The 22,406-nt window shown below is 55.1% G+C and carries 17 protein-coding genes; 11 read left to right on the top strand and 6 right to left on the bottom strand.

The genetic code is table 11. The annotated features are described in order from the left end of the window. The first annotated feature begins 15 nt into the window (after window positions 1-15). The 6 genes from nusA (at window position 16) to pnp (ending at window position 7,993) form a co-directional block, all read left to right on the top strand. On the top strand, window positions 16-1,518 hold the full coding sequence (gene nusA / locus BA177_RS10030; protein WP_068615891.1) for a transcription termination factor NusA: 1,503 nt from the start codon (window positions 16-18) through the stop codon (window positions 1,516-1,518). A 22-nt stretch (window positions 1,519-1,540) separates the two neighbouring features. Next, window positions 1,541-4,063 carry a translation initiation factor IF-2 gene (gene infB, locus BA177_RS10025; RefSeq protein WP_068615889.1) on the top strand — a complete coding sequence of 841 codons (2,523 nt, stop codon included), beginning with the start codon at window positions 1,541-1,543 and terminating at the stop codon, window positions 4,061-4,063. Between the two features lie 22 nt (window positions 4,064-4,085). Next, window positions 4,086-4,454 (top strand): 30S ribosome-binding factor RbfA, encoded by a 369-nt coding sequence (rbfA, locus tag BA177_RS10020; RefSeq protein ID WP_068615887.1) that lies wholly within the window; start codon window positions 4,086-4,088, stop codon window positions 4,452-4,454. Next, a complete protein-coding gene (gene truB, locus BA177_RS10015; protein WP_068615885.1) occupies window positions 4,454-5,389 on the top strand; it encodes a tRNA pseudouridine(55) synthase TruB in 936 nt (311 codons plus the stop codon). Before rbfA ends, truB begins: the two co-directional genes overlap by 1 nt. 149 nt (window positions 5,390-5,538) lie before the next feature. Then, window positions 5,539-5,808 (top strand): 30S ribosomal protein S15, encoded by a 270-nt coding sequence (gene rpsO, locus BA177_RS10010; protein ID WP_068615883.1) that lies wholly within the window; start codon window positions 5,539-5,541, stop codon window positions 5,806-5,808. A 97-nt stretch (window positions 5,809-5,905) separates the two neighbouring features. Beyond that, complete coding sequence (pnp, locus tag BA177_RS10005) at window positions 5,906-7,993, top strand: polyribonucleotide nucleotidyltransferase (protein ID WP_068615880.1); 2,088 nt, start codon at window positions 5,906-5,908, stop codon at window positions 7,991-7,993. Here the strand turns inward: pnp and BA177_RS10000 are convergent, their stop codons facing one another. From BA177_RS10000 to dksA, 6 genes are all read right to left on the bottom strand, one after another. After that, on the bottom strand, window positions 7,994-9,283 hold the full coding sequence (locus BA177_RS10000) for a putative bifunctional diguanylate cyclase/phosphodiesterase (protein ID WP_082990025.1): 1,290 nt from the start codon (window positions 9,281-9,283) through the stop codon (window positions 7,994-7,996). A 16-nt stretch (window positions 9,284-9,299) separates the two neighbouring features. After that, window positions 9,300-10,580 (bottom strand): HD-GYP domain-containing protein, encoded by a 1,281-nt coding sequence (locus BA177_RS09995; protein ID WP_068615876.1) that lies wholly within the window; start codon window positions 10,578-10,580, stop codon window positions 9,300-9,302. A gap of 90 nt (window positions 10,581-10,670) precedes the next feature. Continuing rightward, the gene (locus BA177_RS09990; protein WP_068615874.1) at window positions 10,671-11,660 is read right to left on the bottom strand and encodes a hydrolase; all 990 of its coding nucleotides are present in this window, start codon (window positions 11,658-11,660) and stop codon (window positions 10,671-10,673) included. Between the two features lie 205 nt (window positions 11,661-11,865). After that, entirely contained in the window at window positions 11,866-12,372 is a 507-nt protein-coding gene (phaR, locus tag BA177_RS09985; RefSeq protein WP_068615872.1) for a polyhydroxyalkanoate synthesis repressor PhaR, read from the bottom strand. A gap of 135 nt (window positions 12,373-12,507) precedes the next feature. Continuing rightward, a complete protein-coding gene (gene gluQRS, locus BA177_RS09980; protein WP_068615870.1) occupies window positions 12,508-13,422 on the bottom strand; it encodes a tRNA glutamyl-Q(34) synthetase GluQRS in 915 nt (304 codons plus the stop codon). A gap of 52 nt (window positions 13,423-13,474) precedes the next feature. Beyond that, on the bottom strand, window positions 13,475-13,912 hold the full coding sequence (gene dksA / locus BA177_RS18780) for an RNA polymerase-binding protein DksA (protein ID WP_068615868.1): 438 nt from the start codon (window positions 13,910-13,912) through the stop codon (window positions 13,475-13,477). Here dksA and BA177_RS18775 point away from each other — a divergent pair. From BA177_RS18775 to BA177_RS18605, 5 genes are all read left to right on the top strand, one after another. After that, on the top strand, window positions 13,890-14,708 hold the full coding sequence (locus BA177_RS18775) for a hypothetical protein (RefSeq protein ID WP_197492974.1): 819 nt from the start codon (window positions 13,890-13,892) through the stop codon (window positions 14,706-14,708). The two genes, dksA and BA177_RS18775, sit on opposite strands and share 23 nt — an antisense overlap. Continuing rightward, the gene (gene smc, locus BA177_RS09965) at window positions 14,689-18,201 is read left to right on the top strand and encodes a chromosome segregation protein SMC (RefSeq protein WP_068615864.1); all 3,513 of its coding nucleotides are present in this window, start codon (window positions 14,689-14,691) and stop codon (window positions 18,199-18,201) included. Before BA177_RS18775 ends, smc begins: the two co-directional genes overlap by 20 nt. A gap of 24 nt (window positions 18,202-18,225) precedes the next feature. Further along, on the top strand, window positions 18,226-18,909 hold the full coding sequence (locus BA177_RS09960) for a cell division protein ZipA (protein WP_068615862.1): 684 nt from the start codon (window positions 18,226-18,228) through the stop codon (window positions 18,907-18,909). A 22-nt stretch (window positions 18,910-18,931) separates the two neighbouring features. Continuing rightward, on the top strand, window positions 18,932-20,959 hold the full coding sequence (gene ligA, locus BA177_RS09955; RefSeq protein ID WP_068615860.1) for an NAD-dependent DNA ligase LigA: 2,028 nt from the start codon (window positions 18,932-18,934) through the stop codon (window positions 20,957-20,959). Window positions 20,960-21,139: 180 nt separating this feature from the next. Further along, window positions 21,140-21,979, top strand: a complete 840-nt coding sequence (locus tag BA177_RS18605) for a DUF6502 family protein (RefSeq protein WP_156762778.1) — start codon at window positions 21,140-21,142, stop codon at window positions 21,977-21,979. Window positions 21,980-22,406: the final 427 nt, after the last annotated feature.

Here is a 22,406-nt window from a genome sequence, read left to right as displayed (position 1 = left end):
GACTAGGTAGAGATTATGAGTAAAGAAATTCTGATGGTGGTGGATGCCGTCTCTAACGAGAAAGGCGTCGACAAAGACATCATCTTCGAAGCTATCGAAGCGGCTCTCGCATCGGCGACGAGGCGTCGCAATGGCGACGACATTGACGTACGGGTAACGATCGATCGTGAGACTGGCGATTACGAGACGTTCCGACGCTGGTTGGTATTTGAAGACGAATCCACTGAGCTCGAATTTCCTGATCGCGAACTGCGGATGATCGATGCGGTTGATATCGATCCTGATGCACAACCAGGTGGCTACGTCGAAGTGCCTATGGAGTCGGTCGATTTCGGGCGCATCGCGGCGCAAACAGCGAAACAGGTCATCGTGCAGAAAGTCCGTGAAGCGGAACGCGAGCAGGTTGTCGAGGAATACAAAGAACGCGTCGGCGAGATGCTGTCGGGTCTGGTTAAGCGTGTTGACCGCAACGGTGTTTACATCGACCTGGGCGGTAATGCGGAAGGTTTTGTTTCGCGTGACCAAATGGTGCCGCGTGAGCCGGTTCGTCCGCAAGATCGCATGAAAGCATTGCTGACAGAAGTGCGTTCGGAGCCACGGGGCCCGCAGTTGTTCATGACCCGTACTTCGCCGGAATTTCTGGTTGAACTGTTCAAGATTGAGGTCCCCGAAGTCGGGCAGGGGTTGATCGAGATTTTGGGTGCTGCTCGTGATCCGGGATTGCGCGCCAAGATCGCTGTGAAGAGCAACGATTCACGGATCGATCCGGTCGGCGCTTGCGTGGGCATGCGTGGTTCGCGCGTCCAGGCCGTTTCCAATGAGTTAGCCGGTGAACGAGTCGACATCATTCTCTGGAACGAAAACATGGCGCAGTACGTCGTCAATGCAATGTCGCCAGCTGAAGTTGTGTCCATTGTGGTTGATGAGGATTCGCACAGCATGGATATCGCTGTCGACGAAGACAAGCTGTCGCAGGCCATCGGTCGCGGTGGACAAAACATTCGCCTCGCCAGCGAGCTGACGGGTTGGGAGCTCAATGTCATGACGGAAAATGACGCTGAGCAGAAGACCGAAAAAGAAACTCGTGAGTTGCTGGACCTCTTTTCAAAGCAGCTGGATGTTGACGAAGAGGTTGCGTTGATTCTGGTACAGGAAGGCTTCTCGACTATCGAAGAAGTCGCCTATGTACCAACTTCGGAATTACTCGCTATCGAAGAGTTTGACGAAGATATCGTCAATGAACTGCGCAATCGTGCCCGCGACGTACTGCTAACGCAGGCCATTGTTCAGGAAGAAAAAATCGATGAAGCTGAGCCGGCAGAAGACCTGCTTAGTATCGAAGGCATGGATCGTGGACTGGCTTTCAAGCTGGCGAGCGAAGGCGTTGTTACTCGCGAAGATCTCGCCGAGTTGGCAACTGATGATCTGCTTGAGATTAATGAAATGGATCAGGAAGAAGCAGCTGCCCTGATCATGAAAGCCCGCGCCCATTGGTTCGAAGCAGAACAGCAGGCCTGATGACGGAACACTGGAGTAAGTAATGGCTGACGTTACTGTTGCACAATTTGCGGACGTACTGAAAGTTTCGGTCGACAAGCTGCTCGCGCAGCTTGATGAGGCTGGAATCAAAGTAAAAGGTTCCGACGATACAATTAGCGAGGACGCGAAGCTCGAGCTGCTGACGCACCTACGCCGCAGTCATGGTCAGCAAGACACGACAGGTGACGATGGTGCGCCGCGGCGAATCACGCTCAAGCGCAAATCGCAGTCTGAACTGAGGCTGGCCGGTGCACAGGGGCGGTCACGTACCGTCAATGTTGAGGTTCGTCAGAAGCGTACTTACATCAAACGCGGCGTTCTTGAAGAGCAGGCGCAGAAAGAGCAGGATGCGCTGGACGCCGAACGGCAAGCCGAACTTGACCGTATCGAGGAGGCACGTCTCGCCTTAGAGCGCGAGAAGGCCGAGCGCGAAGCGCTGGTTAAGAAAGAAGAAGAGTCCAAGCGGCAGAAAGAAGAGGCCAAGCGCGAAGCGGAAGACGCTGCTCGCGAAAAAGCAGCGAAAGAAGCTGCGGCGGCCGCCGAAGAAAAAACCCGCCTGGAGAAAGCGGAGCAAGATGCTCGCGAACGCCGGGCCAAGGAAAAAGACCGCAAGAAAGCCAAGCCTGGCGAAACTCGCTATGGCCGCAAAGAGTTGCACGTGGCTGGTGACAAGAGCGGTCGTCGCAAGCGTAAGGCTCCGTCGCGTCGACGTCCCGTCAATGTCGCCGGTGACGGCCAGCATGGTTTCGAACGGCCAACCGCGCCCGTCATTCGCGAAGTCGCGCTTCCCGAAAGTATTGCCGTTTCCGAGTTAGCCCAGCGTATGGCAGTAAAAGGCAATGAAGTTGTCAAAGTACTGTTCAACATGGGTGCAATGGTGACCATCAATCAGGTCATCGACCAGGATACAGCCACGCTGGTTGTAGAAGAATTCGGTCATACGGTGAAGCTGGTGAGCGGCGCCGAGATGGACGAAGACTTGCTGGCGAACGAGAAGCCAACGGGCGACGAGTTACCGCGTGCACCGGTTGTTACGGTGATGGGGCATGTCGATCACGGCAAGACTTCGTTGCTCGACTACATACGTCGAGCGAAAGTTGTTGATGATGAGGCGGGTGGTATCACTCAGCATATCGGTGCCTACAATGTCTCTACAGACAAAGGCAACATCACTTTCCTCGACACACCGGGTCACGCGGCGTTTACTGCCATGCGTGCGCGCGGAGCACAGGCGACCGATATCGTAATTCTGGTGGTAGCGGCTGATGACGGCGTCAAACCACAAACGGTGGAGGCGATCAAACACGCACGTGCTGCCGATGTTCCTATCGTTGTCGCTATCAACAAGATTGATCGGGAAGCGGCGGACATCGAGCGCGTAAAGAATGAGTTGTCGCAGCACGAGGTTATTTCAGAAGACTGGGGTGGCGACAATATGTTCGTTCCCGTTTCCGCGCATACCGGCGAAGGTATTGATCAGCTACTGGATGCGTTGCTTCTGCAGGCAGAAGTCATGGATCTCAAGGCCGTTGCCGAGGGTCCGGCGCAAGGCATCGTCATCGAATCGAGCCTCGAAAAGGGCCGCGGTGCCGTCGCAACGCTGCTTGTACAGGCGGGTACTCTGAAGCAGGGCGACATGATTATCGCCGGTGAAGAGTATGGCCGGGTACGCAACATGTTTGACGGCACGCAAAAATCCGTTAGTTCGGCAGGTCCATCTACGCCGGTTGCTGTACTTGGTCTGTCCAAGACGCCGAGCTCGGGTGATGAGTTCCTGGTCGTCAAGAACGAGCGTAAAGCACGCGAAGTTGCGGAGTTCCGGCAGAGCAAGACGCGTGAAACGAAACTGGCACAACAGCAAGCCGCGAAGCTGGAGGATGTCTTTAGTCAGATGACCGAAGCCGAGCTCGGGGAAGTGCCGCTGATCATCAAATCGGATGTGCATGGCAGTACCGAAGCATTGCGCGACGCATTGACCAAACTCTCCAACGATGAGGTGAAGGTCAAGGTCATCAGCTCGGGTGTTGGCGGTATTACTGAATCGGACGCGACTTTGGCGGCGGCCTCGAAAGCCGTCATTATCGGCTTTAACGTCAGGGCCGATGGAGCTGCGCGTACCGCCATTAAAGAGTCCGGTGTGGACGTTCGCTATTACAGCATTATTTACGAGGCCATAGATGACGTGAAAGCGGCTCTTAGCGGCCTGTTGTCCCCGGAAATTCGCGAGAACATCGTTGGTCTGGCCGAAGTCAAAGAGGTATTCACGTCGCCGAAGCTTGGCAATGTCGCTGGTTGTATCGTGAGCGAAGGCTACGTGAAACGCGCGCTACCGATTCGCGTTCTGCGAGACAATGTCGTGATCTACGAAGGCGAGCTCGAGTCTCTGCGTCGCTTCAAAGACAACGTGAACGAAGTCCGTGCGGGTACCGAGTGCGGCATCGGTGTGAAAAATTACAACGACGTGAAGCCTGGCGATCAGATTGAATGCTTTGAGCGGGTAGAAGTTGCCCGTTTCATTGAATAATTGATCGACGACGGGTCTGACGATGCCACGTGAATACTCCCGGAGTCAGCGCATGGGCGCTCAGGTGCTGCGCACCTTGAGCGAACTGCTGTGGACCGAGGTTAAGGATCCACGTCTGGAGTCAGCCTCGTTGACAGCGGTCGAGTTGTCTCGTGACCTCAGTGTCGCACGGGTGTATTTCAGCCTGTTGAATCCGGACGATGAACCACAGCCTGCACTTGATGCGTTAACCAAGGCCAGCGGCTTTCTGCGCAGCAAGCTCGGGCGGGCGATGAAAGTTCGTCACGTACCGGAATTGCGCTTCGCGCACGACGACAGTATTGCGCACGGATCTGCCATGTCGAAGCTGATTCAGGATGCGATCGACCAGGGCAACAACGGCAAAGATTGATGGCCACCGCTCTGCAAAAGCGACGGGAAACACTGCCCGTGCACGGTCTTGTGTTGCTCAACAAGCCAGCGGGCATGACGTCGAATCAGGCACTGCAGAGAGTGAAACGCCTGCTGAAGGCCCGCAAAGGTGGGCACACCGGGAGCCTGGATCCGGCCGCGACCGGCATGTTGCCGCTGTGTTTCGGCGAGGCGACCAAGGTTTCTGCCTATTTGCTGGATGCAGACAAGTCGTACAGGGTTGTCGCCAAACTGGGCGAATCCACGGACACCGCGGACGCTGACGGAAAATTGATTTCTTCGGCCGCTGTGCCGGAACTGGATGCCGAACGCTGGACTGAGATTCTCGCTGGATTCTTAGGTGAGTCCAAACAGGTCCCGCCAATGTACTCGGCACTGAAAAAAGACGGCAAACGGCTCTACGAGCTGGCCCGTCAGGGGCAGGTGGTAGAACGGGCTGCCCGACCTATACGAATCAGTCAGATTGAGCTGCTGGAATACCATGGGCGGCGGCTGGCTTTTCGAGTCAGCTGTTCCAAGGGCACTTATATAAGGACGCTCGTCGAGGACGTGGCGGCCGTCGCGGGTACCCTGGCGCATACGGTTGTGCTGCATCGGGAGACCGTGGCCGGGTTTGCCGCCAAAGACATGGTGGAGTTGGCCGAGTTGGAAGAGCTGGCGGCAGACGGTGACCTTGAAGCGCTGTACGCGCACTTGTTACCCATAGACAGTGCGCTGCAACATTGGCCGTCCTGTGCGTTGCAAACGGCCGATTGCGAGCGTTTCGAGCGTGGCCAGCCGGTTTCTGCCAATGCAGAATGGCCCCTGGGTACCTTGCTGCGGGTCTACGACGGTGCCGGGCGGTTCGTCGGTATCGCGGAATCGGTCAGTGAGAGCCGGCTGGCGCCGAAGCGGGTGTTTAATTTGGCACCGTGAATGACAGGCCTGCAGCGGTCCAGAGCCGCTGACAGGCAAAATAACGCCTATATTCACGCGAATGGGCTATTAACGGCCGGGAACAGGCGCTAGAATAGCGCGCTTCCAAAAAGGGCCTAAGATTAGAGAACGATTGGAGTTTTTGAGTAATGTCACTTTCCACTGGAAACAAGAGCAGCATTGTCGCGGATTTCGCCCGTGGCGAGGGAGACACCGGTTCGCCGGAAGTTCAGGTCGCGCTGCTGTCAGCACGAATTAGCGAGCTCACCGAGCATTTCGGCGAGCACAAGAAAGACCACCACTCCCGGCAGGGTCTACTGAAAATGGTTAACAAGCGTCGCAAGCTGCTTGATTACCTGAAAGGCAAAGATCAGGCGCGGTACCGCGAGCTGATTTCCCGGCTCGGTCTCCGCCGTTAAATATTCGGCGCCAAGTGCAATGAACGAAGCCACCGCGCGATCCTGTAATGGGTTCGGGTGGCTTTGTCTTGCCTGTTAAATTCATACGAGAATCTAAGTGAAAGCTATCAGCAAATCGTTCCAATTCGGGGAACACACAGTAACGCTGGAAACCGGTGCGATCGCGCGCCAGGCCGACGGCGCAGTAATGGTGAAAATGGCGGATACCGAAGTATTGGTTACCGCGGTAGGTCGCAAGACGGCGGAGCCAGGCCGCGACTTCTTTCCGCTGACCGTCAATTATCAGGAAAAGACCTACGCAGCTGGCAAGATTCCGGGCGGCTTTTTCAAACGTGAAGGCCGGCCGAGTGAGAAAGAAACGCTCATTTGCCGTCTGATCGACCGACCGATTCGGCCACTGTTCCCGAAAGGCTTTACGAACGAGGTGCAGGTCATCGCAACTGTCGTATCGCTGAACCCGGAAGTTGATTCCGATATTCCTGCACTGCTCGGTGCCTCAGCGGCGCTGGCCATATCGGGTATGCCGTTTGCCGGCCCCATTGGTGCTGCCAAGGTCGCTTACAAGGATGGCAACTATATCCTGAACCCCAGCGCGGCTCAGCTGCTTGAGTCTGATCTTGACCTCGTCGTTGCGGGTACCGATCAGGCTGTGTTGATGGTTGAATCGGAGGCCAAGCGCCTGTCGGAGGAAGTCATGCTCGGCGCCGTCGTTTTCGGTCATGAGCAGATGCAGGTTGCGATCAATGCCATCAATGAGTTTGCCGCCGAAGTTGGCAAACCGAAGTGGGAGTGGGAAGCGGCTGCTGTTGACCAGGATCTGGACGCGGCTGTTGCTGAAGTAGCTTCAGCAGGTCTTGCCGACGCTTACCGTATTACTGACAAGATGCAGCGTCAGGCTGCGGTTGGTGAGACGAAGACGGCAGCGATGGAAGCACTTGCCTCTGGCGATACTCCGCGCTACAGCAGCGAGGAAGTGTCCGGTGCTTTGAAGAAACTGGAAAAAAATATCGTACGCAAGCGCGTCATTGCTGGCGAACCGCGTATCGACGGCCGTGACACGAAGACCGTCCGACCGATTGACGTTGAGGTTGGCGTTTTGCCGCGGGCTCACGGTTCGGCGATTTTCACCCGTGGTGAAACTCAGGCCTTGGTTGTTACAACGCTCGGCACAGGGCGGGATGCGCAGATCATCGACTCCATCGGCGGCGAGCGTAAAGAACCGTTCATGTTCCATTACAACTTCCCTCCGTTCTGCGTTGGTGAGACCGGCTTTGTTGGTTCGCCCAAACGGCGCGAAATTGGCCACGGCAAACTGGCGCGTCGCGGCATTCAGGCAGTAATGCCGACAATGGAAGCGTTCCCGTATGTATTGCGGGTGGTGTCAGAGATTACCGAATCCAACGGCTCCAGCTCGATGGCCTCTGTGTGTGGCTCAAGTCTGGCTCTGATGGACGCGGGTGTACCGATTGCGGCACCGGTTGCCGGCGTTGCAATGGGCCTCGTTAAGGAAGGCGATGATTTCGCAGTCCTGACCGACATTCTGGGTGACGAAGATCATCTCGGCGATATGGACTTCAAGGTTGCCGGTACCGACGACGGTATCACTGCGTTGCAGATGGATATCAAAATCCAGGGCATCACTCGCGAGATCATGAGCAAGGCTTTGGATCAGGCACGTGACGCTCGTCTGCATATTCTGGCCGAAATGGCGAAAGTCATCAGTGCACCACGCGAGGATATGTCCGAGTGGGCGCCGACCATCATGACCTTCAAGATTGACCCGGAGAAGATTCGTGAGGTGATTGGTAAGGGTGGTGCGGTTATTCGTGCCATTACAGAAGAGACCGGCGCGACTATCGACATTGAGAATGACGGAACGGTTCGTATTGCTTCTGTCGACGGATTATCCGGCAAGGAAGCGAAACGCCGTGTTGACCTGATCACTGCCGACGTTGAAGTGGGTCGTATTTACGAAGGCAAGGTTGCTCGCTTGATGGATTTCGGCGCTTTCGTGACAATTCTGCCCGGTAAAGATGGCCTTGTTCACATCTCGCAAATTTCAAACGAACGGGTTGAAAAGGTCAGCGACAAGCTGGCCGAAGGCGACGAAGTTCGGGTTAAGGTACTCGAGGTTGATCGTCAGGGTCGCGTCAGACTGTCCATGAAGGACGTCGACGAAGCCTGATCAGATTTCAGGCTGTGCGTAGCGCCTGGCATCCAGCCAGGCGTCAAACTCGTTCTCCGGCATCGGCCGGGCTATGTGATAGCCCTGGCCGACGTCGCAGCCGAGTCTTGTTAACATCTCAATGGTTGCTTCGTCTTCGATACCTTCCGCAACCACTTTCATATCAAAACGATGTGCCAGGCCGATGATTGTTTCGACAATGTGCTGATCGGCCTGGTCTTCGACCATCCCCGCGACAAAGGCCCGGTCAATTTTCAATTCATCCGCAGGGATGGTTTTGAAATACGAGAATGACGAATAGCCTGTCCCAAAATCATCAATTGATATTCTTGCGCCGAGTGCTTTGAGGCTCGACATTGTGGCAAAGCATTTGTCGACATCGGCCATGATTGCGCTTTCGGTCAGTTCCAGCGTAAGCCGCTGCGCTTCAATGTCCCAGATCGAAAGCAAGCTTTCCACCATGTTAACCAGACTGCTATCAAGCAACATGCAAGCCGGCAGATTTACCGCAACACCAATGTCATGACCATCTCTTTGCCACATCATCAGGCTGCGCATCGCTGAATTCAGGACAAGTCGAGTCAAAGGCTCGATCAGATTGGATTCTTCGGCGACCGCTATAAACGTTTCGGGGCTGACCGGGCCACGTGTTGCAGAAAACCAGCGGACCAGTGCTTCCGCACCCCATGGTTGATCTGTAAGCAAGTTGAGCTTGGGTTGAAAAAAGACCTGCAACTCGCTCTCGTGAATGGCTTCTGCCAGGTCGTCCCGCATTTCCCAGCTGACGGCGATACTGCCGACCTTCTCAGTGTCATACGACACGAGGTCCTTGTTGGTATCTTTCGCGACTTCCAGCGCAAGTTGAGCGCGTTGCAATAGTTCATTGCCGCGAAACGAGTGCTCGGGGTACAACGCCATGCCGATACGCACTTCGAGCGCACCTTTGTCGCGTTCTGGTTCGGGTGTTTCCGGCGTGGCTATGCGTATGAGCTTGCGACAGGCGAGAGTGGCGTGACCCTTGTTCTTGAGACCCGGGACTATCACCGCAAAAGTATTGTCACCAATTTGAATGGCGAAATCGACCGGTCGCAATGATTCGTTGATGCGCCGGGATAGTTCGTTGAGTACATCGTTGCGGTGGCTGCGGCCGAATCGCGCATCGATACGGGAAAGGTTCGAGACTTCGAGCATGATGACCGCGACGATCTGATCTTCGTTCTCGAGGCACTCTTCGAGATGCTGTGCCAGTGATTCGAACGCCGACAGGGTTTGTGCGGTCATGTTTGTCATTGTGGGAAGCCCGACCTCAGAGGAAGTACTCTGCGGGGTCGATGCCGAATGATCCGGGCTCCAGACCGCGATCAATCCACATCGTTTCTTTGCCTAGTTCGTCATTGGTGTTCATCCGCAAATCAACCGTGCGGAAGTCATCGCAAAGTTGCTTATCCCGGTCAAGAATGATCATGACCTCCGGACGCAGCCGCTGGTAGTTATTTTGCGCGGTAACTACAGCGACTTCGCCGGTGTTGAGCTCGACAAGGCTGCCTGTAGGGAACATGCCAACAGCTTGAACAAACTGGTCAACCATTTCTTTCTGAAACTGGCCTTTCGCCATTGCCTGCAATTGGCGCATGGCATCAAACGTTGATTGCGTCTCTGCGTAAGGACGTCGGGAAACCATGGCATCGTAGCAATCCACAATACCGGCTACCCGTCCGAGTACCGGAACGAGCGTGCCTTTCAGCTGGTTTGGATAGCCGCTGCCATCAAATCGTTCGTGATGCGTAGCCAGCATGATTTCGACACGAGCGTCGTTCTTCCCGGCGTCACGGAGAATCTGCAGCCCAAACTCGACGTGCTTGCGCATTAGCGCGGTTTCGCTCTCGTTGAGCTTGCCGGGCTTTCGCAACAGCTCATTGGGTAGCTGGGTCTTGCCGATATCCAGCAACATTCCGCCGAGACCAACCGCGTTCAGAGTTTCCTTGTTGAAGCCGAGATGGCGGCCAAACACTACAGCCCAGACGGAGCTGCCAATGGAGTGTTGATAAACGTACTCGTCTTTCTCGCGTATACGCATCAGCCAGGCCATGGCATCGCTGTTGCGCAGAACGCTGTCCACCAGCGGGTCAACTGCCTGCTCCAGTTGCGGCACGTCAAGCCGGGCACCATTACGTACGCCATCGATAACGCTATTGATCGCTTGCGATGCGTGCTTCTCGATTTCCTGAGCGCGGACGAGTTCCTTTCCGAGTTCCTCGGTGTTGACGTAATATTTTCCCGTCTTGCTGAAGTCGGGTTCCGGAATATCGGCGACGGACTTTTTGGGTACCGGGCGCGGAGGTGGGGCGACCTTGGGCTCTTCTTTGTTCTTGAGATTCGCGAGTCCCTGAATTTCCTGCAACGGCAGTTCTGATTGCTCTACGTCAACAACGACGGCCTTGCAGTGCTTTTGCAGCTCGGCAATTTCATCATCGTCAGAGATTTTAAAGCCTTGAAATAAGAACGGTGTTTCCAGCCATGGGCGATCGAGATCTGCGACGTAGAGGCCGATCTTCAGATGCTCCGTAGCGATTGTTAGCTTTTCCATTGACTCGACACTTTGTCGTTTGCCGGACCCGGAAATCAAGTACCGGGCATAACTTGCTTGTTGCAAACGACGATTCTAAGTGACTGTCAACTAACCGACTATGATGGAGTCGAAGAAATTCACTATCCGGTCGGGAAGGAAGTAGCGTGGCCGCCAGGGTGTGCCGCCGGCGATGAATGCCACGTGTCCTCCACGCTCGCTGACTTCCAGTGTGACATGCTTGCCTAGCTGATCGGCTTTCGGGATGGCTTCGGGCGACATGAACGGGTCGTCAAGCGCGTTGATCAGCAAGGTGGGTTTTTCGATGCGGTGCAGGAAACGGTCAGCGCTGCAGCGATCATAATAGTCGTCCTTGCCAGCAAAACCGTGTAAAGGCGCCGTGACTGCATCATCAAATTCGGCGAACGTTCGTGCTTTGACTGCGCGGGTCCAGTTGAACGGCGCCGTGTGTGCATTGAACTTCCGAAAAACGGATCGTTTTGCCCGTTTCAGCAAGTACGACTGGTAGATTCTCGCAAAACCCACCTGCAGGGTCGCAGCAGAAACGTGCAGATTGAGTGGCGCGGAGACGGCAGTCGCTGCCAGCAGCGGTGAGCTGCCCCCAGCCTCGCCGAGATACTTCAGCAAGACATTGGCGCCCAATGAATAGCCAGCGCCCAGCAAGGGGCCCGAATAGCCTCGACGCCGGAGCAGATCGAGAAAGTAGCGCAGGTCTTCCGTTTCGCCAGCGTGATAACGGCGCGGCAGACGATTTCGAAAGTCACCGCAATCACGAAAATGCAGGACAGCAGCGTTCCAGCCGCGGGCGGACGCGGCCCGCAACAGGTGCCGGCAATAAGGGGATGAGGCGGAACCTTCCAGGCCGTGAAGGATGACCAGCAACGGTTGCTCGTTGTCATCCTGATTGTTGGTCAGCCAGTCAACGGACGTAATATCGCCGTCGGGCAACTCCAGCGCCTCGTGCACGAGGGGCGGTCGTGGCCCGTTAATCCCCGGGATGATCGGGAGCAGTGTTTGCAAGTGGCGATTGCGCAACCAGGGAGCGGGCACGAAGGCGCTTTTTGTTATTTGGGATTCCATGGGCAAATGAGGAAAGCTGAGCGTCTTCCGGCTTATCGGTCGGGCAAAAAAATGGCCCCCCGCGTACCGCGGGGGGCCAGCCGTAGAGCTTTCGCTCCTTCAGGCATGCAACAGGGGGCGGGGGAGCAGAACCCTGCTGCATCGCACAAAGTAGGCCATTATGCGGGTGGCTGTCAAGCTCGATATCCCACTTTGGCCGGATTGCTCAGCTCGCTTTCTTGCGGCCGCTCCCGTGTTCGTGATCGTCGTCATCGCCATCTCGTCCGGGGCCGGTGAAGCGCCGGAAAACTTCATCCTGCAATGATTTCCAGCGATTGAAATTCTTTTGCGCTAGATCCGTGACAGCGGTCACCGGGTCGATTCCCACGACCTTCTTAACCTGGCCACGAATGTTCTGCTGCTGTGCCATGACCAGTTTCATGCTTTGTTCGAGATAGCGCGCCATAAAGCCGGGCATGACACTGTCGTAGGAACGGATGACCTGCGAGAGAAAATCACGGCTCATGATTGCATCCCCTTGCTGTTCCTGCTCGCTGATGACCTGCAACAAGATTGTGCGGGTAATATCGTCGCCCGTTTTCTTGTCGATCACGGTGAATTCGACTTTGCTGAGAACGAGATTGCGGATATCGGCCAGAGTTATATAGCGGCTCTCCTCGGTGTCGTACAGGCGTCGATTGGGGTATTTCTTGATAATTCGGGCGGCAGTCATTGGGTACTCGTCTGATTGAATACAGTCCGCAGGCCTAACGTCGCTGGGTGCGATCGGGGCGGTGTTGCCTGAGAACGGTCGGACCTGCGCGTTTTCGGGTAGCCGTGAATTTGCAGAGCGTAACCATAGCCCATTTCATGGGCCAGCCATAGGGGGTAACGGATTCGCTATTCGACGTAGTCCGGCCAACCTTGAGGCCTGCCAGTTTGCGCGCGCCCAGTCCCAGATCTCCACTATTGAGCTGGCCGCGAGATCGTCGAACACCGGCAGTTGCAGCGCGCCCAGTGCGGCCACAAGTACCGGCCTCGGTTCAGCCTCCGGCAGGGGCGGTGCACCGGTCAATTTGCTGAGTTTTTGGCCCTCCTCATTCTCGATCACGGGTATGTGCATATAGCGCGGGGTGGGTAGGCCGAGGAGTTGCTGCAAGTGAATATGCCGGGGTGTCGAATCCAGCAGGTCTATGCCGCGGACCACCTCAGTCACTTCGTCAAACGCGTCGTCCACGACCACGGCCAGATGATAGGCGATCAGTCCGTCTCGCCGCCGAATGATGAAATCGCCGGATTCGACCTGCAAGGTTTGGCAATGCCGACCCTGTAACCGGTCGGCAAAGCAGATGGGCTCGTTGTGGGTTCGTACCCGAACCGCGAACTCATCGGCAGTTGTACCTGAGCGGCAGGTGCCTGGGTAGATTGGGCCAAGTGCTCCGAGCGGGGCGTCCTGCAGATCACGGCGTGAACAGCCGCAGTGATACGCCTGCCCGTCGGTCACGAGCGCCGCGGCCGCCGCCTCGTGCGCTTCGGTTCTTGTACTTTGGTAGATAATTGGCCCATGCCATTGAAATCCATAGGTTTCTAAGGCATGGACAATGCGTACGGCAGCACCGGGTTGTTCGCGCGGTGGATCGATGTTCTCTATGCGCAAGAGCCAGTGGCCGTTCGCACAGAGTGCTTGCAGGTAGCTCGCACAGGCAGCGAGTAAGGAGCCGAAATGCAGGGGGCCGCTAGGTGAGGGGGCGAAGCGGCCCACGTAACGGGCCGCTTCATTCATGCCTTGCTCCAGGATTCCACTGCACTAACGGCCAGTAGCCGGAAACAGGGGCTTACCGGTATCGGTCATCCCGATCGCGAAATTGACGTTCGGCCATTTCACGTCGTTCCTGCGCTTCCAGGCAGAGAGTCGCGACTGGGCGAGCTTCCAGGCGTTTGAGGCCGATCTCTTCGCCGGTTTCTTCGCAGTAGCCGTAGGTCCCTTCGTCGATACGAGCAAGTGCCGAGTTGATTTTGCGTAGCAACTTCCGTTCCCGGTCTCGGGTTCGCAGTTCCAGTCCAAACTCGGATTCCTGCGTCGCCCGGTCATTGGGGTCCGGGAAATTAGCTGCCTCGTCCTGCATGTGGTGCAGCGTACGATCCACCTCGTTCATTAGTTCCCGTTTCCACGAGAGCAATATTTCACGGAAATGCTCGAGTTGTTCGGCGCTCATATAGTCTTCGCCACGCGAGGACTGGTAAGGCTGTATGCCGTGGATGGGCCCGGACATCACATCGCCGCCTTTTCTTGGCACCGCACGGGCCACAACCTTCTTGGTGGCCTTCTTGGGTGCTGTCTTGGCGGGCGATTTCTTCGTAACTGCGGGGGATGCTGCTTTTTTCTTGCTGACTTTCGTCGCGCCTTTAGTGCTGGCCAATTTCTTCTTGCTCGCCTTTTTTACGGCTTTCGCCTTCTTTTTACTGGTTTTTTTCGCGGGCGCCTTCTTGGCGGCCGGACGTTTCTTGGTCGCAGGTTTCTTTTTAGCTGCCTTTTTGGCCGCTTTCTTTGCGACTTTCTTCGAAGCTTTCTTCGCTACTTTTTTCTTGCTGGAAGCCGGTTTTTTCTTTGCCGACTTTTTCGCTGCGGTTTTCTTCTTGGTCACTTTCGCCTTCTTACCGGCAGGTTTTTTGCGCGCAACAGCTTTCTTCGAAGCTGCCTTCTTTCGGGACGTTCCAGCTTTCTTACGCGTCTTGCTCGCGGTCTTTTTTGCGGGCATTTTTTGCTCCTGCTGGTTCAAGAAAAACGCGGAATTATACATCGCTTACGGCAACATGGAAGCACTAAACGCAGTCATTTCCCGCCTTTCGACGGTGGCCTTGCAAGTCCGGGCCTATATTGTGCGCAAGCGGCCGTATTCGCCGCTTCCAGGTGCCTTTCGCTGCGGCTGCCACCGGCTGCAATTTGCGTGCGGCGCGCTGTCTGTCGTTGGTAGACGACAATCGTTTTATCTGACCAATTCCATTACACTAGCCGGATTTGACGGGCTAATTGGCGTAATTTCAGCAAATGCGATTAAGCAAGATTAAGCTCGCCGGCTTCAAATCTTTTGTAGATCCCACCACCATTCCGTTTCCCAGTAACCTCGTTGGGGTTGTTGGTCCGAATGGATGCGGCAAATCCAATGTGATTGATGCTGTGCGTTGGGTAATGGGAGAAAGTTCGGCGAGCCGCCTTCGTGGCGATTCACTTACTGATGTAATTTTCAATGGTTCGAGCTCACGTAAACCTATTGGTGCTGCGTCGGTTGAACTGTTGTTTGACAATACCGAAACCACGCTCGAAGGGCAGTACGCGAACTATGCTGAAATCGGCATTCGCCGTGAAGTTTCGCGGGACGGTGTCTCAAACTATTACCTGAACGGTACTCGCTGTCGGCGCAAAGACATCACGGGTGTGTTTCTGGGTACGGGACTCGGGCCTCGAAGCTACTCCATCATCGAGCAGGGCATGATTTCGCGTTTGATTGAAGCCAAGCCCGAAGAGATGCGTGTGTTCATCGAAGAGGCGGCCGGAATCTCCAAATACAAGGAGCGCCGCCGAGAAACCTCGAACCGGATTAAGCACACCAAAGAAAATCTTGATCGACTGATGGACTTGCTCGAGGAAGTTGAGAAGCAACTCAAGCACCTTGATCGACAGGCAAAGACCGCCGAACGCTACGGCAAACTCAAGACCGAAGAGCGCCGCACTGTCGCGGAGTTGCTTGCATTGCGCCTGCGCGATCTCGACCAGGTCGCGAGCGAGTCCGAGGCGCGTCTGGCCGAGAAAGAAACGGCGTTGCAGGGAGCGATTGCTGAACAGCGGAAGCTGGAGGCTGAGCTGGAGCGGTGTCGCGCACAGCAAAGTGAACGCAGCGATGCATTCAACGAGGTTCAGGCGCGCTTTTACAAAGCCGGTTCCGAAATTGCACGGCTGGAGCAAACCATTGAACATGCGCATGACTTGCGTGAGCGTCAGTCCCGCGACCTTGAACAAGCCATCAAGGGTGCGACGGAGATCGCCGCGCACATCAATCAGGACCAAACTGAAATTGAGCAGCTGGAACACACGCTCAGTGAGTTGATGCCAGGGTTGAAGCAAGCGCGCGAGAGCGAGCGCTTGTCCAGTCAGTCTCTGCAAACAGCAGAACAAGCGTTGGCTGCGTGGCAGGAGCGTTGGAACGAATACTCTGGCAAGGCGAACGAGTCAGAACAGATTCGGAACATCGAGAAAACACGGATTGAACAAATTGAGTCTCGACTCCAGAGCTTTGGCGATCGCTTGCGTAAGCTGGGAGAAGCTGGCCAAGCGGCCAATTTGGGAGAACTCAAGAGCCTGTTCGAACAACTGACTGCGCAAGAATTGCAGAAACGCCAGGCGCGGGATGAGTTTGCGCGCAAGGTTGCTGAGCTGGCTGACGAAATTCGCAAACTGCGGGAGCAGGATATAAAGCTTGCCAAGCTCGCGGACGAACGCACAGCGGCTTTGCAGGAGGCGCAATCGCGGTATGCCTCTCTTGAAGCGGTCCAAAAAGCCGCCTTAGGCCAAAGCGATGAATCCGTAAGAGGTTGGCTCGAAGCCAGCGGGCTCGATCAAAATGAGCGCGTCGCAAGATCTATCGATGTAGAAAACGGTTGGGAGCGAGCTGCTGAAACAGTATTGGGCGACTACCTGCAAGCCGTCTGCGTCAATGACGTAACCCATGCAATCCAGAATATCAGCCAACTGAAGAATGGCACGGTAACGCTGCTCGCGCGCACAGCCAACGACTATGCCCAGGCAACTCACAACGCCGGTTCATTGGCGTCGAAGGTCGGCAAGGCGCCTGCTGCGTTGCAGAGCCTGCTCAACTCGGTGAAGACTGCAGAGACGCTTAGCGATGCAATGGTATTGCAAGCGCAACTGGCCGCCGATGAGTCCGTGATAACGAAAGACGGAATCTGGTTGAGTCAAAACTGGTTGCGTGTGAGCCGTGACAAGGATCAGCAGGCTGGCATTCTTGCCCGCGAGCAAGAAATGCGCAGCCTGAAAGACGAAGTGCAGGAGTTGCGAGCCCGTGCTGAGAGCGCCAAAAATCTGCTGAAGGACGGTCGCAACCGGCTTACTCAACTGGAAGAGAGTCGCGAGGCGTCGCAACGTCAAGCGGCAGCCGGAATGAGTGAATACTCGGAGACCAAATCCAGTCTTGATTCCGCTCGATACCGTATGGACCAGGCAACTGCGCGGGCCGCTGCGATAGCGGAAGAGCAGCGTGAGCTTGAGGATGAGAAACGTGCGGCGACTGAGCAGCTTGCCGAGTCGCGCAAGCGTTTTTCAACGGCCGATAGCGCGTTGACCGAGCTTGAGGAAGAACGCACGGCATTGGAGTCGCGGCGTGAAGAGTTGCGAGCTGAACTCGATCGGGTTCGTGCCCAAGCGGATCAAGATCGCCGGGTCGCTCAAGACATGGCCATTCAGTTTGAGAGTCGCCGTTCGAGCAAGGAGTCTGCTGCGCAAGGTCTGGAGCGCATGCAAAAGCAGCTCGAACAGTTCAAGCACCGCGAACAGGAAATTCGCCAGCAGTTGGAGCAGGGCGAAGAGCCGCTCAGTGACAAAAAGAAAGAGTTGGAAGGACTGCTCGAGGCTCGGATCACCATAGAGTCATCACTGTCGGCCGCGCGGAAGCTTGTAGAAAACTCAGAGAATGATCTACGCGAACTCGACCAAAAGCGCATGCAGATTGACCAAAATGTCGACGATGCCCGCACTCAGGTTAGCGAAGCGAAGATGGCTGCCCAGGAAGTGAGGGTGCGACGGGAAGGAGTCGCGGAGCAATTTGCACAAACCAAGCACGAGCTCGAGTCTTTGCTTGCGGAAATGGATCCTGCGGCAGCGCCGGATAGCTGGGAAGAGAAACTTGAAAAGGTGCGACGGCGCATAGAACGTCTGGGCCCCATCAACCTGGCGGCCATCGACGAATTCAAGGAACAGTCCGAGCGAAAAGAGTATCTGGATTCTCAGTTAAAGGATTTGACAGATGCGCTCGATACGCTGGAGGGTGCAATACGCAAAATTGACCGCGAAACCCGCACACGTTTTCGTGAGACTTTTGAGCGCATTGACAGCGGTTTCAAACGTCTGTTCCCGCGTTTGTTCGGTGGTGGACATGCCTACATGGAATTAACGGGCGATGATTTGTTGTCGACCGGTGTGACCGTTATGGCGCGGCCGCCCGGCAAACGTAACAGCACTATCCATCTCTTGTCGGGTGGTGAAAAGGCCCTCACAGCGGTTGCACTGGTTTTCGCAATTTTCGAGTTGAACCCGGCGCCGTTCTGTATGCTTGACGAGGTCGATGCACCGCTTGATGATGCGAACGTAAACCGCTTCTGCGATATCGTGCGTGAGATGTCTGAGAAGGTGCAGTTTGTTTTCATCACACATAACAAAGTGACTATGGAATTGGCTCGCCAGTTGACGGGTGTCACAATGCAGGAGCCAGGTGTTTCCCGAATGGTTTCTGTGGATCTGGACGAAGCTGTCAAGATGGCGGCCAGTTGATTTTGAACACGAACGAGAATCTGTATGGACGGGCTTCGTTGGTTGCTGTTGGTAGTTGGTCTTCTGGTCGTTGCCGCTGTCTATTGGTACAGCCGGCGCGAGGCCAGTCGTGCGAGCGGACCTGAGCCATCCTCGCGGCTGGAGCCCTCGCTGGGAGACTCTGCCGAGCTGGAAGGTGATGCCGAACAGCTGGCGAATGACGAGTTTTCAGAAGACTTCGACGTTGACGATGACGCTTCGGAGATCGAAGTTGAGGATTCCGTCGGCGTAGTCGAGAAGCCTCGCGAAAAAATTGTCACCTTGCGTTTGGTGGCGCGCCGCCAGGCAAAAACATTTGCCGGTGATGAACTTGCACTGGGCATGCGTGCGGTCGGCATGCGACACGGCCGTTTTGGTATCTTTCATCGCTACGTAGGTGATGATGAGAATCGGGTTGTTTACAGTGCAGCGAGCCTCGTTGAGCCCGGCAGTTTCGATCTGGCCAACCTGAAGGAGCAGAGACTCCCGGGCATCAGCCTGTTCATGGTCTTGCCGGGACCGCTTGAAGGCGCCGAGGCATTCGACATGATGATGGATGCCGCGCGATCTCTCGCGAAATCACTGCAAGGCGAATTGCTGGATGAATCTGGCAGTACGCTCAGTATTCAACGCGAACGCTATCTGCGAGAAGAAATTATTCAATATCAGCACGGCATCCGAGTCGCCTGAACAGCAAAACTAACCGGACAATATGACTACCGCCGGAATTCGAAACTCGATCGATAAATTGCGGCGTGAAATCGACCGCCACAACTACCTTTACCACACGCTCGATCAACCCAGTATTCCGGATGCGGAATACGATCGCCTGATGCGTGAGCTGCAAGCACTCGAGGCCGAGCATCCTGAGCTGATATCGGCAGACTCACCGACTCAGCGCGTAGGTTCGGAGCCCGTTGCCGGATTTGGCACTGTCGAGCACACGGTTCCGATGCTGTCGCTGGGCAATGCGTTCAATGATGATGAGCTGCGCGAGTTTCATCGGAGAGTCACTGAAAGGCTTGAACTTTCCGAAGGTGACACGCTCGATTACGCTGTGGAACCCAAGCTCGACGGTGCAGCCGTTAGCTTGCGATACGAGCAGGGCAAACTGGTTCGCGGCGCGACGCGCGGCGACGGTAAGACCGGTGAAGACATTACTCACAATGTGCGTACCATTCCGGCCGTGCCGCTACGCCTCCGCGGCGGTGGCTATCCTGCTGTGCTCGAAGTGCGAGGCGAGGTCTTCATGCCTCGCGCGGGATTCGAACAATTCAATGCAGCTGCTGCGAGCAAAGGTGAAAAGACCTTCGTGAACCCGCGTAATGCGGCGGCAGGAAGCCTGCGACAGCTGGACCCCAGGTTAACGGCTTCCAGACCTCTGGACATTTACGTCTATTCGGTCGGGTATGTCGAAGGTGGAGAAGTCCCAGACAGACATAGCGCCACGCTGTCGGCATTGCAGGAATGGGGCCTCAAGATTTGCCCTGAGCGCCGGCTTGTACAGGGCGTGGATGGGTGTATCGCTTACTATAAGGATATTGGCGAGCGTCGTGCCGGGCTGCCATACGACATTGACGGCGTTGTCTACAAAGTCGATCGAGTTGATTACCAGAAGGAGCTGGGGTTTGTCTCCCGAGCGCCCCGTTGGGCCATCGCCCATAAATTCCCTGCGCAGGAAGAACTTACTCAGGTGAATGCCATTGAGTTCCAGGTCGGCAGAACGGGAGCCATTACGCCGGTTGCACGCCTGGAGCCGGTTTTCGTCGGCGGTGTAACTGTCAGCAATGCGACGTTGCACAACATGGACGAGCTGAGTCGCAAAGACGTTCGGGTTGGCGACACTGTGATTGTCAGACGAGCAGGGGACGTAATCCCGGAAGTGGCTCAGGTCATCCTGGAACGTCGGCCTGACAACACGGTGCCGGTTGCCGCACCTGATACCTGTCCGATCTGTGGGTCGGCAGTGAGTAGGCCTGACGGCGAGGCAGTGGCTCGCTGTACCGGCGGCTTGGTATGTTCGGCGCAGAAGACGGAAGGACTGAAGCATTTTGTCTCGAGGCGAGCGCTGGATATCGAAGGGCTGGGGACAAAACTGATTGAGCAGCTGGTCGCCGCTGATCGCCTGCGAACCGCCGCCGACATTTTTACTCTGGAAAAAGACGAGTTAGTCGCTCTCGACCGCATGGGTGAGAAATCAGCGGAAAACCTGTTGGCTGCCATCGAAAGCAGCAAGAGTACAACCTTGTCACGCTTCCTCTACGCGCTGGGAATACGAGAGGTGGGGGAGGCCACAGCAAATGCCTTAGCTGACTACTTTGGGCGACTCAGTGCTGTGATGAGCGCTGATCAGGAGGCATTGCAGCAAGTGCCGGACGTTGGGCCCATCGTAGCCTCTCACGTGGTCGCATTCTTCACCGAGCCCCACAATCGCGAGATTATCGACGAATTGCTGCGCCTGGGCCTGGTCTGGCCCGAATCTGAGCCCCAGACTTTGCCGAAAGACGGTGTTCTTGCCGGAAAAACGTTTGTCTTGACCGGAACCCTCGTTTCCATGACCCGAGAACAGGCCAAAGAGAAAATCATGGCACTCGGCGGAAAAGTGAGTGGAAGCGTGTCCAAGAAGACAGACTTTCTGGTTGCCGGCGATAACGCTGGTTCAAAACTAACAAAAGCGCAAAATTTAGAAATCACTGTACTTGATGAGGTCCAATTGGAAAAAATCCTGTTTGATCAATAATTAACAATTGGCAAGGGGGGAAATGGGAAAAATGTTCAATAAAATCAAGTCCTAAAAGTTATCAAGTCAGCTAGAAATATCAATGGTTTCGCCTGCGAAATGGAGAGGAGACTTGGGCCATTTTTCCCAAGTGCCTAATTTCATTGACCGAAAAAATTGGCGCTCCTATATTTCGCGACCATGCAAGCAACAGCACAGAGAAACGTACTCCGGGCCTTATTGGTGGCGCTCAAGCCGATCGCAAAGATGCTTTTGCGAAACGGTATTGGCTTTAGAGAATTCGCTGAAATAGCAAAATCAGCATTTGTTGACGTCTCAACAAACGAATACGGACTTAGAGGTCGACCGACAAATATATCGCGAGTAGCTGTAATGACAGGCCTTACCCGCAAAGAAGTGAGGCGGATCAGAGATAAGATATCGTCTGGTGACGAGGACTTAGTAGTGAAGTCCAACCCGTTAAGTGAGGTTCTCCATCGCTGGTTTTCGACTCCTGAATTTTTGTCGGCAAATGGCACTCCATTGAAATTACCCTTTGATGGCGCGGGACCGTCGTTCACAGGGCTTGTTCGACGATTCGGTGGCGATATACCACCTGGGGCTATGCGCACTGAACTAAAGCGAGTCAAGGCAATAGTCGAAGACGGAAACGGACTATTAGAAGCCGTAAAACGTGACGTGCTTCCACATGAAACTACGGACAAACTAATAACGGGCTTGGTTCATGGGCTATACCCAATGGCATCTGCAATTGCCTATAACACGAACCCGAATATTGTTGGGGAGCCTTGGACTCAACGAACAGCTGCGACCAAACACGTTAGGAATGAGGATATCTCGAGAATTCGCCGAATAAGTCGTGATCGACTTGTAGAATTCACAGACTCAGTGGACGATCTATTCATGGCATACGAAACATTGCATGGTGAAGACCCAACAAGTAACGAAAGTGAAACCGCTATCGGTATCGGCGTGTTTTATTTTGAGCATTCTGATGAGAATGACGAAATTACATGGTGATTTTGGGACTTCGCCAATTTTAAGTATGCGCTCCTCCTAAACTGAACTACTATTCAGAAGGCTTACATTTAGATTTTCCAGTAGATTAACTAATTTGTAGGCTAACTTGGTTGCAACATCCTTTGATGTCTTTTCTAGCGCACTTGCAGTACTAGTTTGCCTTTAACTAGCCAAGAGATTCACCAATTCACCATTTCTAGCGTTGGACCAATATCTTCGCCTTAGCGCATTGCGGGCTCGCGGTGCGGGAAGAGCTTAATTGGTCAGTCGGTCTTAACGACGACCCTCCGAAACCATGCTCATAGTGCGGCATTAGCCGTGGCTAGCAGTATTTAAGCTGCGCGAATGTGAGCTAAATTCCAAAAATTCATTCTCACGCCCTATTTGTAGCGCATCGGATCATTCCGCCTGACTGCCAAGCTTGCCA

Origin of the sequence: Woeseia oceani (genome assembly GCF_001677435.1) — a bacterium.
GTDB classification, from domain to species: domain Bacteria; phylum Pseudomonadota; class Gammaproteobacteria; order Steroidobacterales; family Woeseiaceae; genus Woeseia; species Woeseia oceani.
This window is presented reverse-complemented; position numbering and strand designations above follow the sequence as displayed.

Excerpts from the sequence above, each read along its gene's own strand:
- BA177_RS09990 (WP_068615874.1), bottom strand. The coding sequence starts at position 11,660 with ATGGAATCCCAAATAACAAAAAGCGCCTTCGTGCCCGCTCCCTGGTTG.
- gluQRS (WP_068615870.1), bottom strand. The coding sequence starts at position 13,422 with ATGAATGAAGCGGCCCGTTACGTGGGCCGCTTCGCCCCCTCACCTAGC.
- phaR (WP_068615872.1), bottom strand. The coding sequence starts at position 12,372 with ATGACTGCCGCCCGAATTATCAAGAAATACCCCAATCGACGCCTGTAC.
- BA177_RS10000 (WP_082990025.1), bottom strand. The coding sequence starts at position 9,283 with ATGACAAACATGACCGCACAAACCCTGTCGGCGTTCGAATCACTGGCA.
- rbfA (WP_068615887.1), top strand. The coding sequence starts at position 4,086 with ATGCCACGTGAATACTCCCGGAGTCAGCGCATGGGCGCTCAGGTGCTG.
- truB (WP_068615885.1), top strand. The coding sequence starts at position 4,454 with ATGGCCACCGCTCTGCAAAAGCGACGGGAAACACTGCCCGTGCACGGT.
- BA177_RS09995 (WP_068615876.1), bottom strand. The coding sequence starts at position 10,580 with ATGGAAAAGCTAACAATCGCTACGGAGCATCTGAAGATCGGCCTCTAC.
- BA177_RS18605 (WP_156762778.1), top strand. The coding sequence starts at position 21,140 with ATGCAAGCAACAGCACAGAGAAACGTACTCCGGGCCTTATTGGTGGCG.
- ligA (WP_068615860.1), top strand. The coding sequence starts at position 18,932 with ATGACTACCGCCGGAATTCGAAACTCGATCGATAAATTGCGGCGTGAA.
- infB (WP_068615889.1), top strand. The coding sequence starts at position 1,541 with ATGGCTGACGTTACTGTTGCACAATTTGCGGACGTACTGAAAGTTTCG.
- BA177_RS18775 (WP_197492974.1), top strand. The coding sequence starts at position 13,890 with ATGCCGTGGATGGGCCCGGACATCACATCGCCGCCTTTTCTTGGCACC.
- smc (WP_068615864.1), top strand. The coding sequence starts at position 14,689 with ATGCGATTAAGCAAGATTAAGCTCGCCGGCTTCAAATCTTTTGTAGAT.
- rpsO (WP_068615883.1), top strand. The coding sequence starts at position 5,539 with ATGTCACTTTCCACTGGAAACAAGAGCAGCATTGTCGCGGATTTCGCC.
- nusA (WP_068615891.1), top strand. The coding sequence starts at position 16 with ATGAGTAAAGAAATTCTGATGGTGGTGGATGCCGTCTCTAACGAGAAA.
- dksA (WP_068615868.1), bottom strand. The coding sequence starts at position 13,912 with ATGTCCGGGCCCATCCACGGCATACAGCCTTACCAGTCCTCGCGTGGC.
- BA177_RS09960 (WP_068615862.1), top strand. The coding sequence starts at position 18,226 with ATGGACGGGCTTCGTTGGTTGCTGTTGGTAGTTGGTCTTCTGGTCGTT.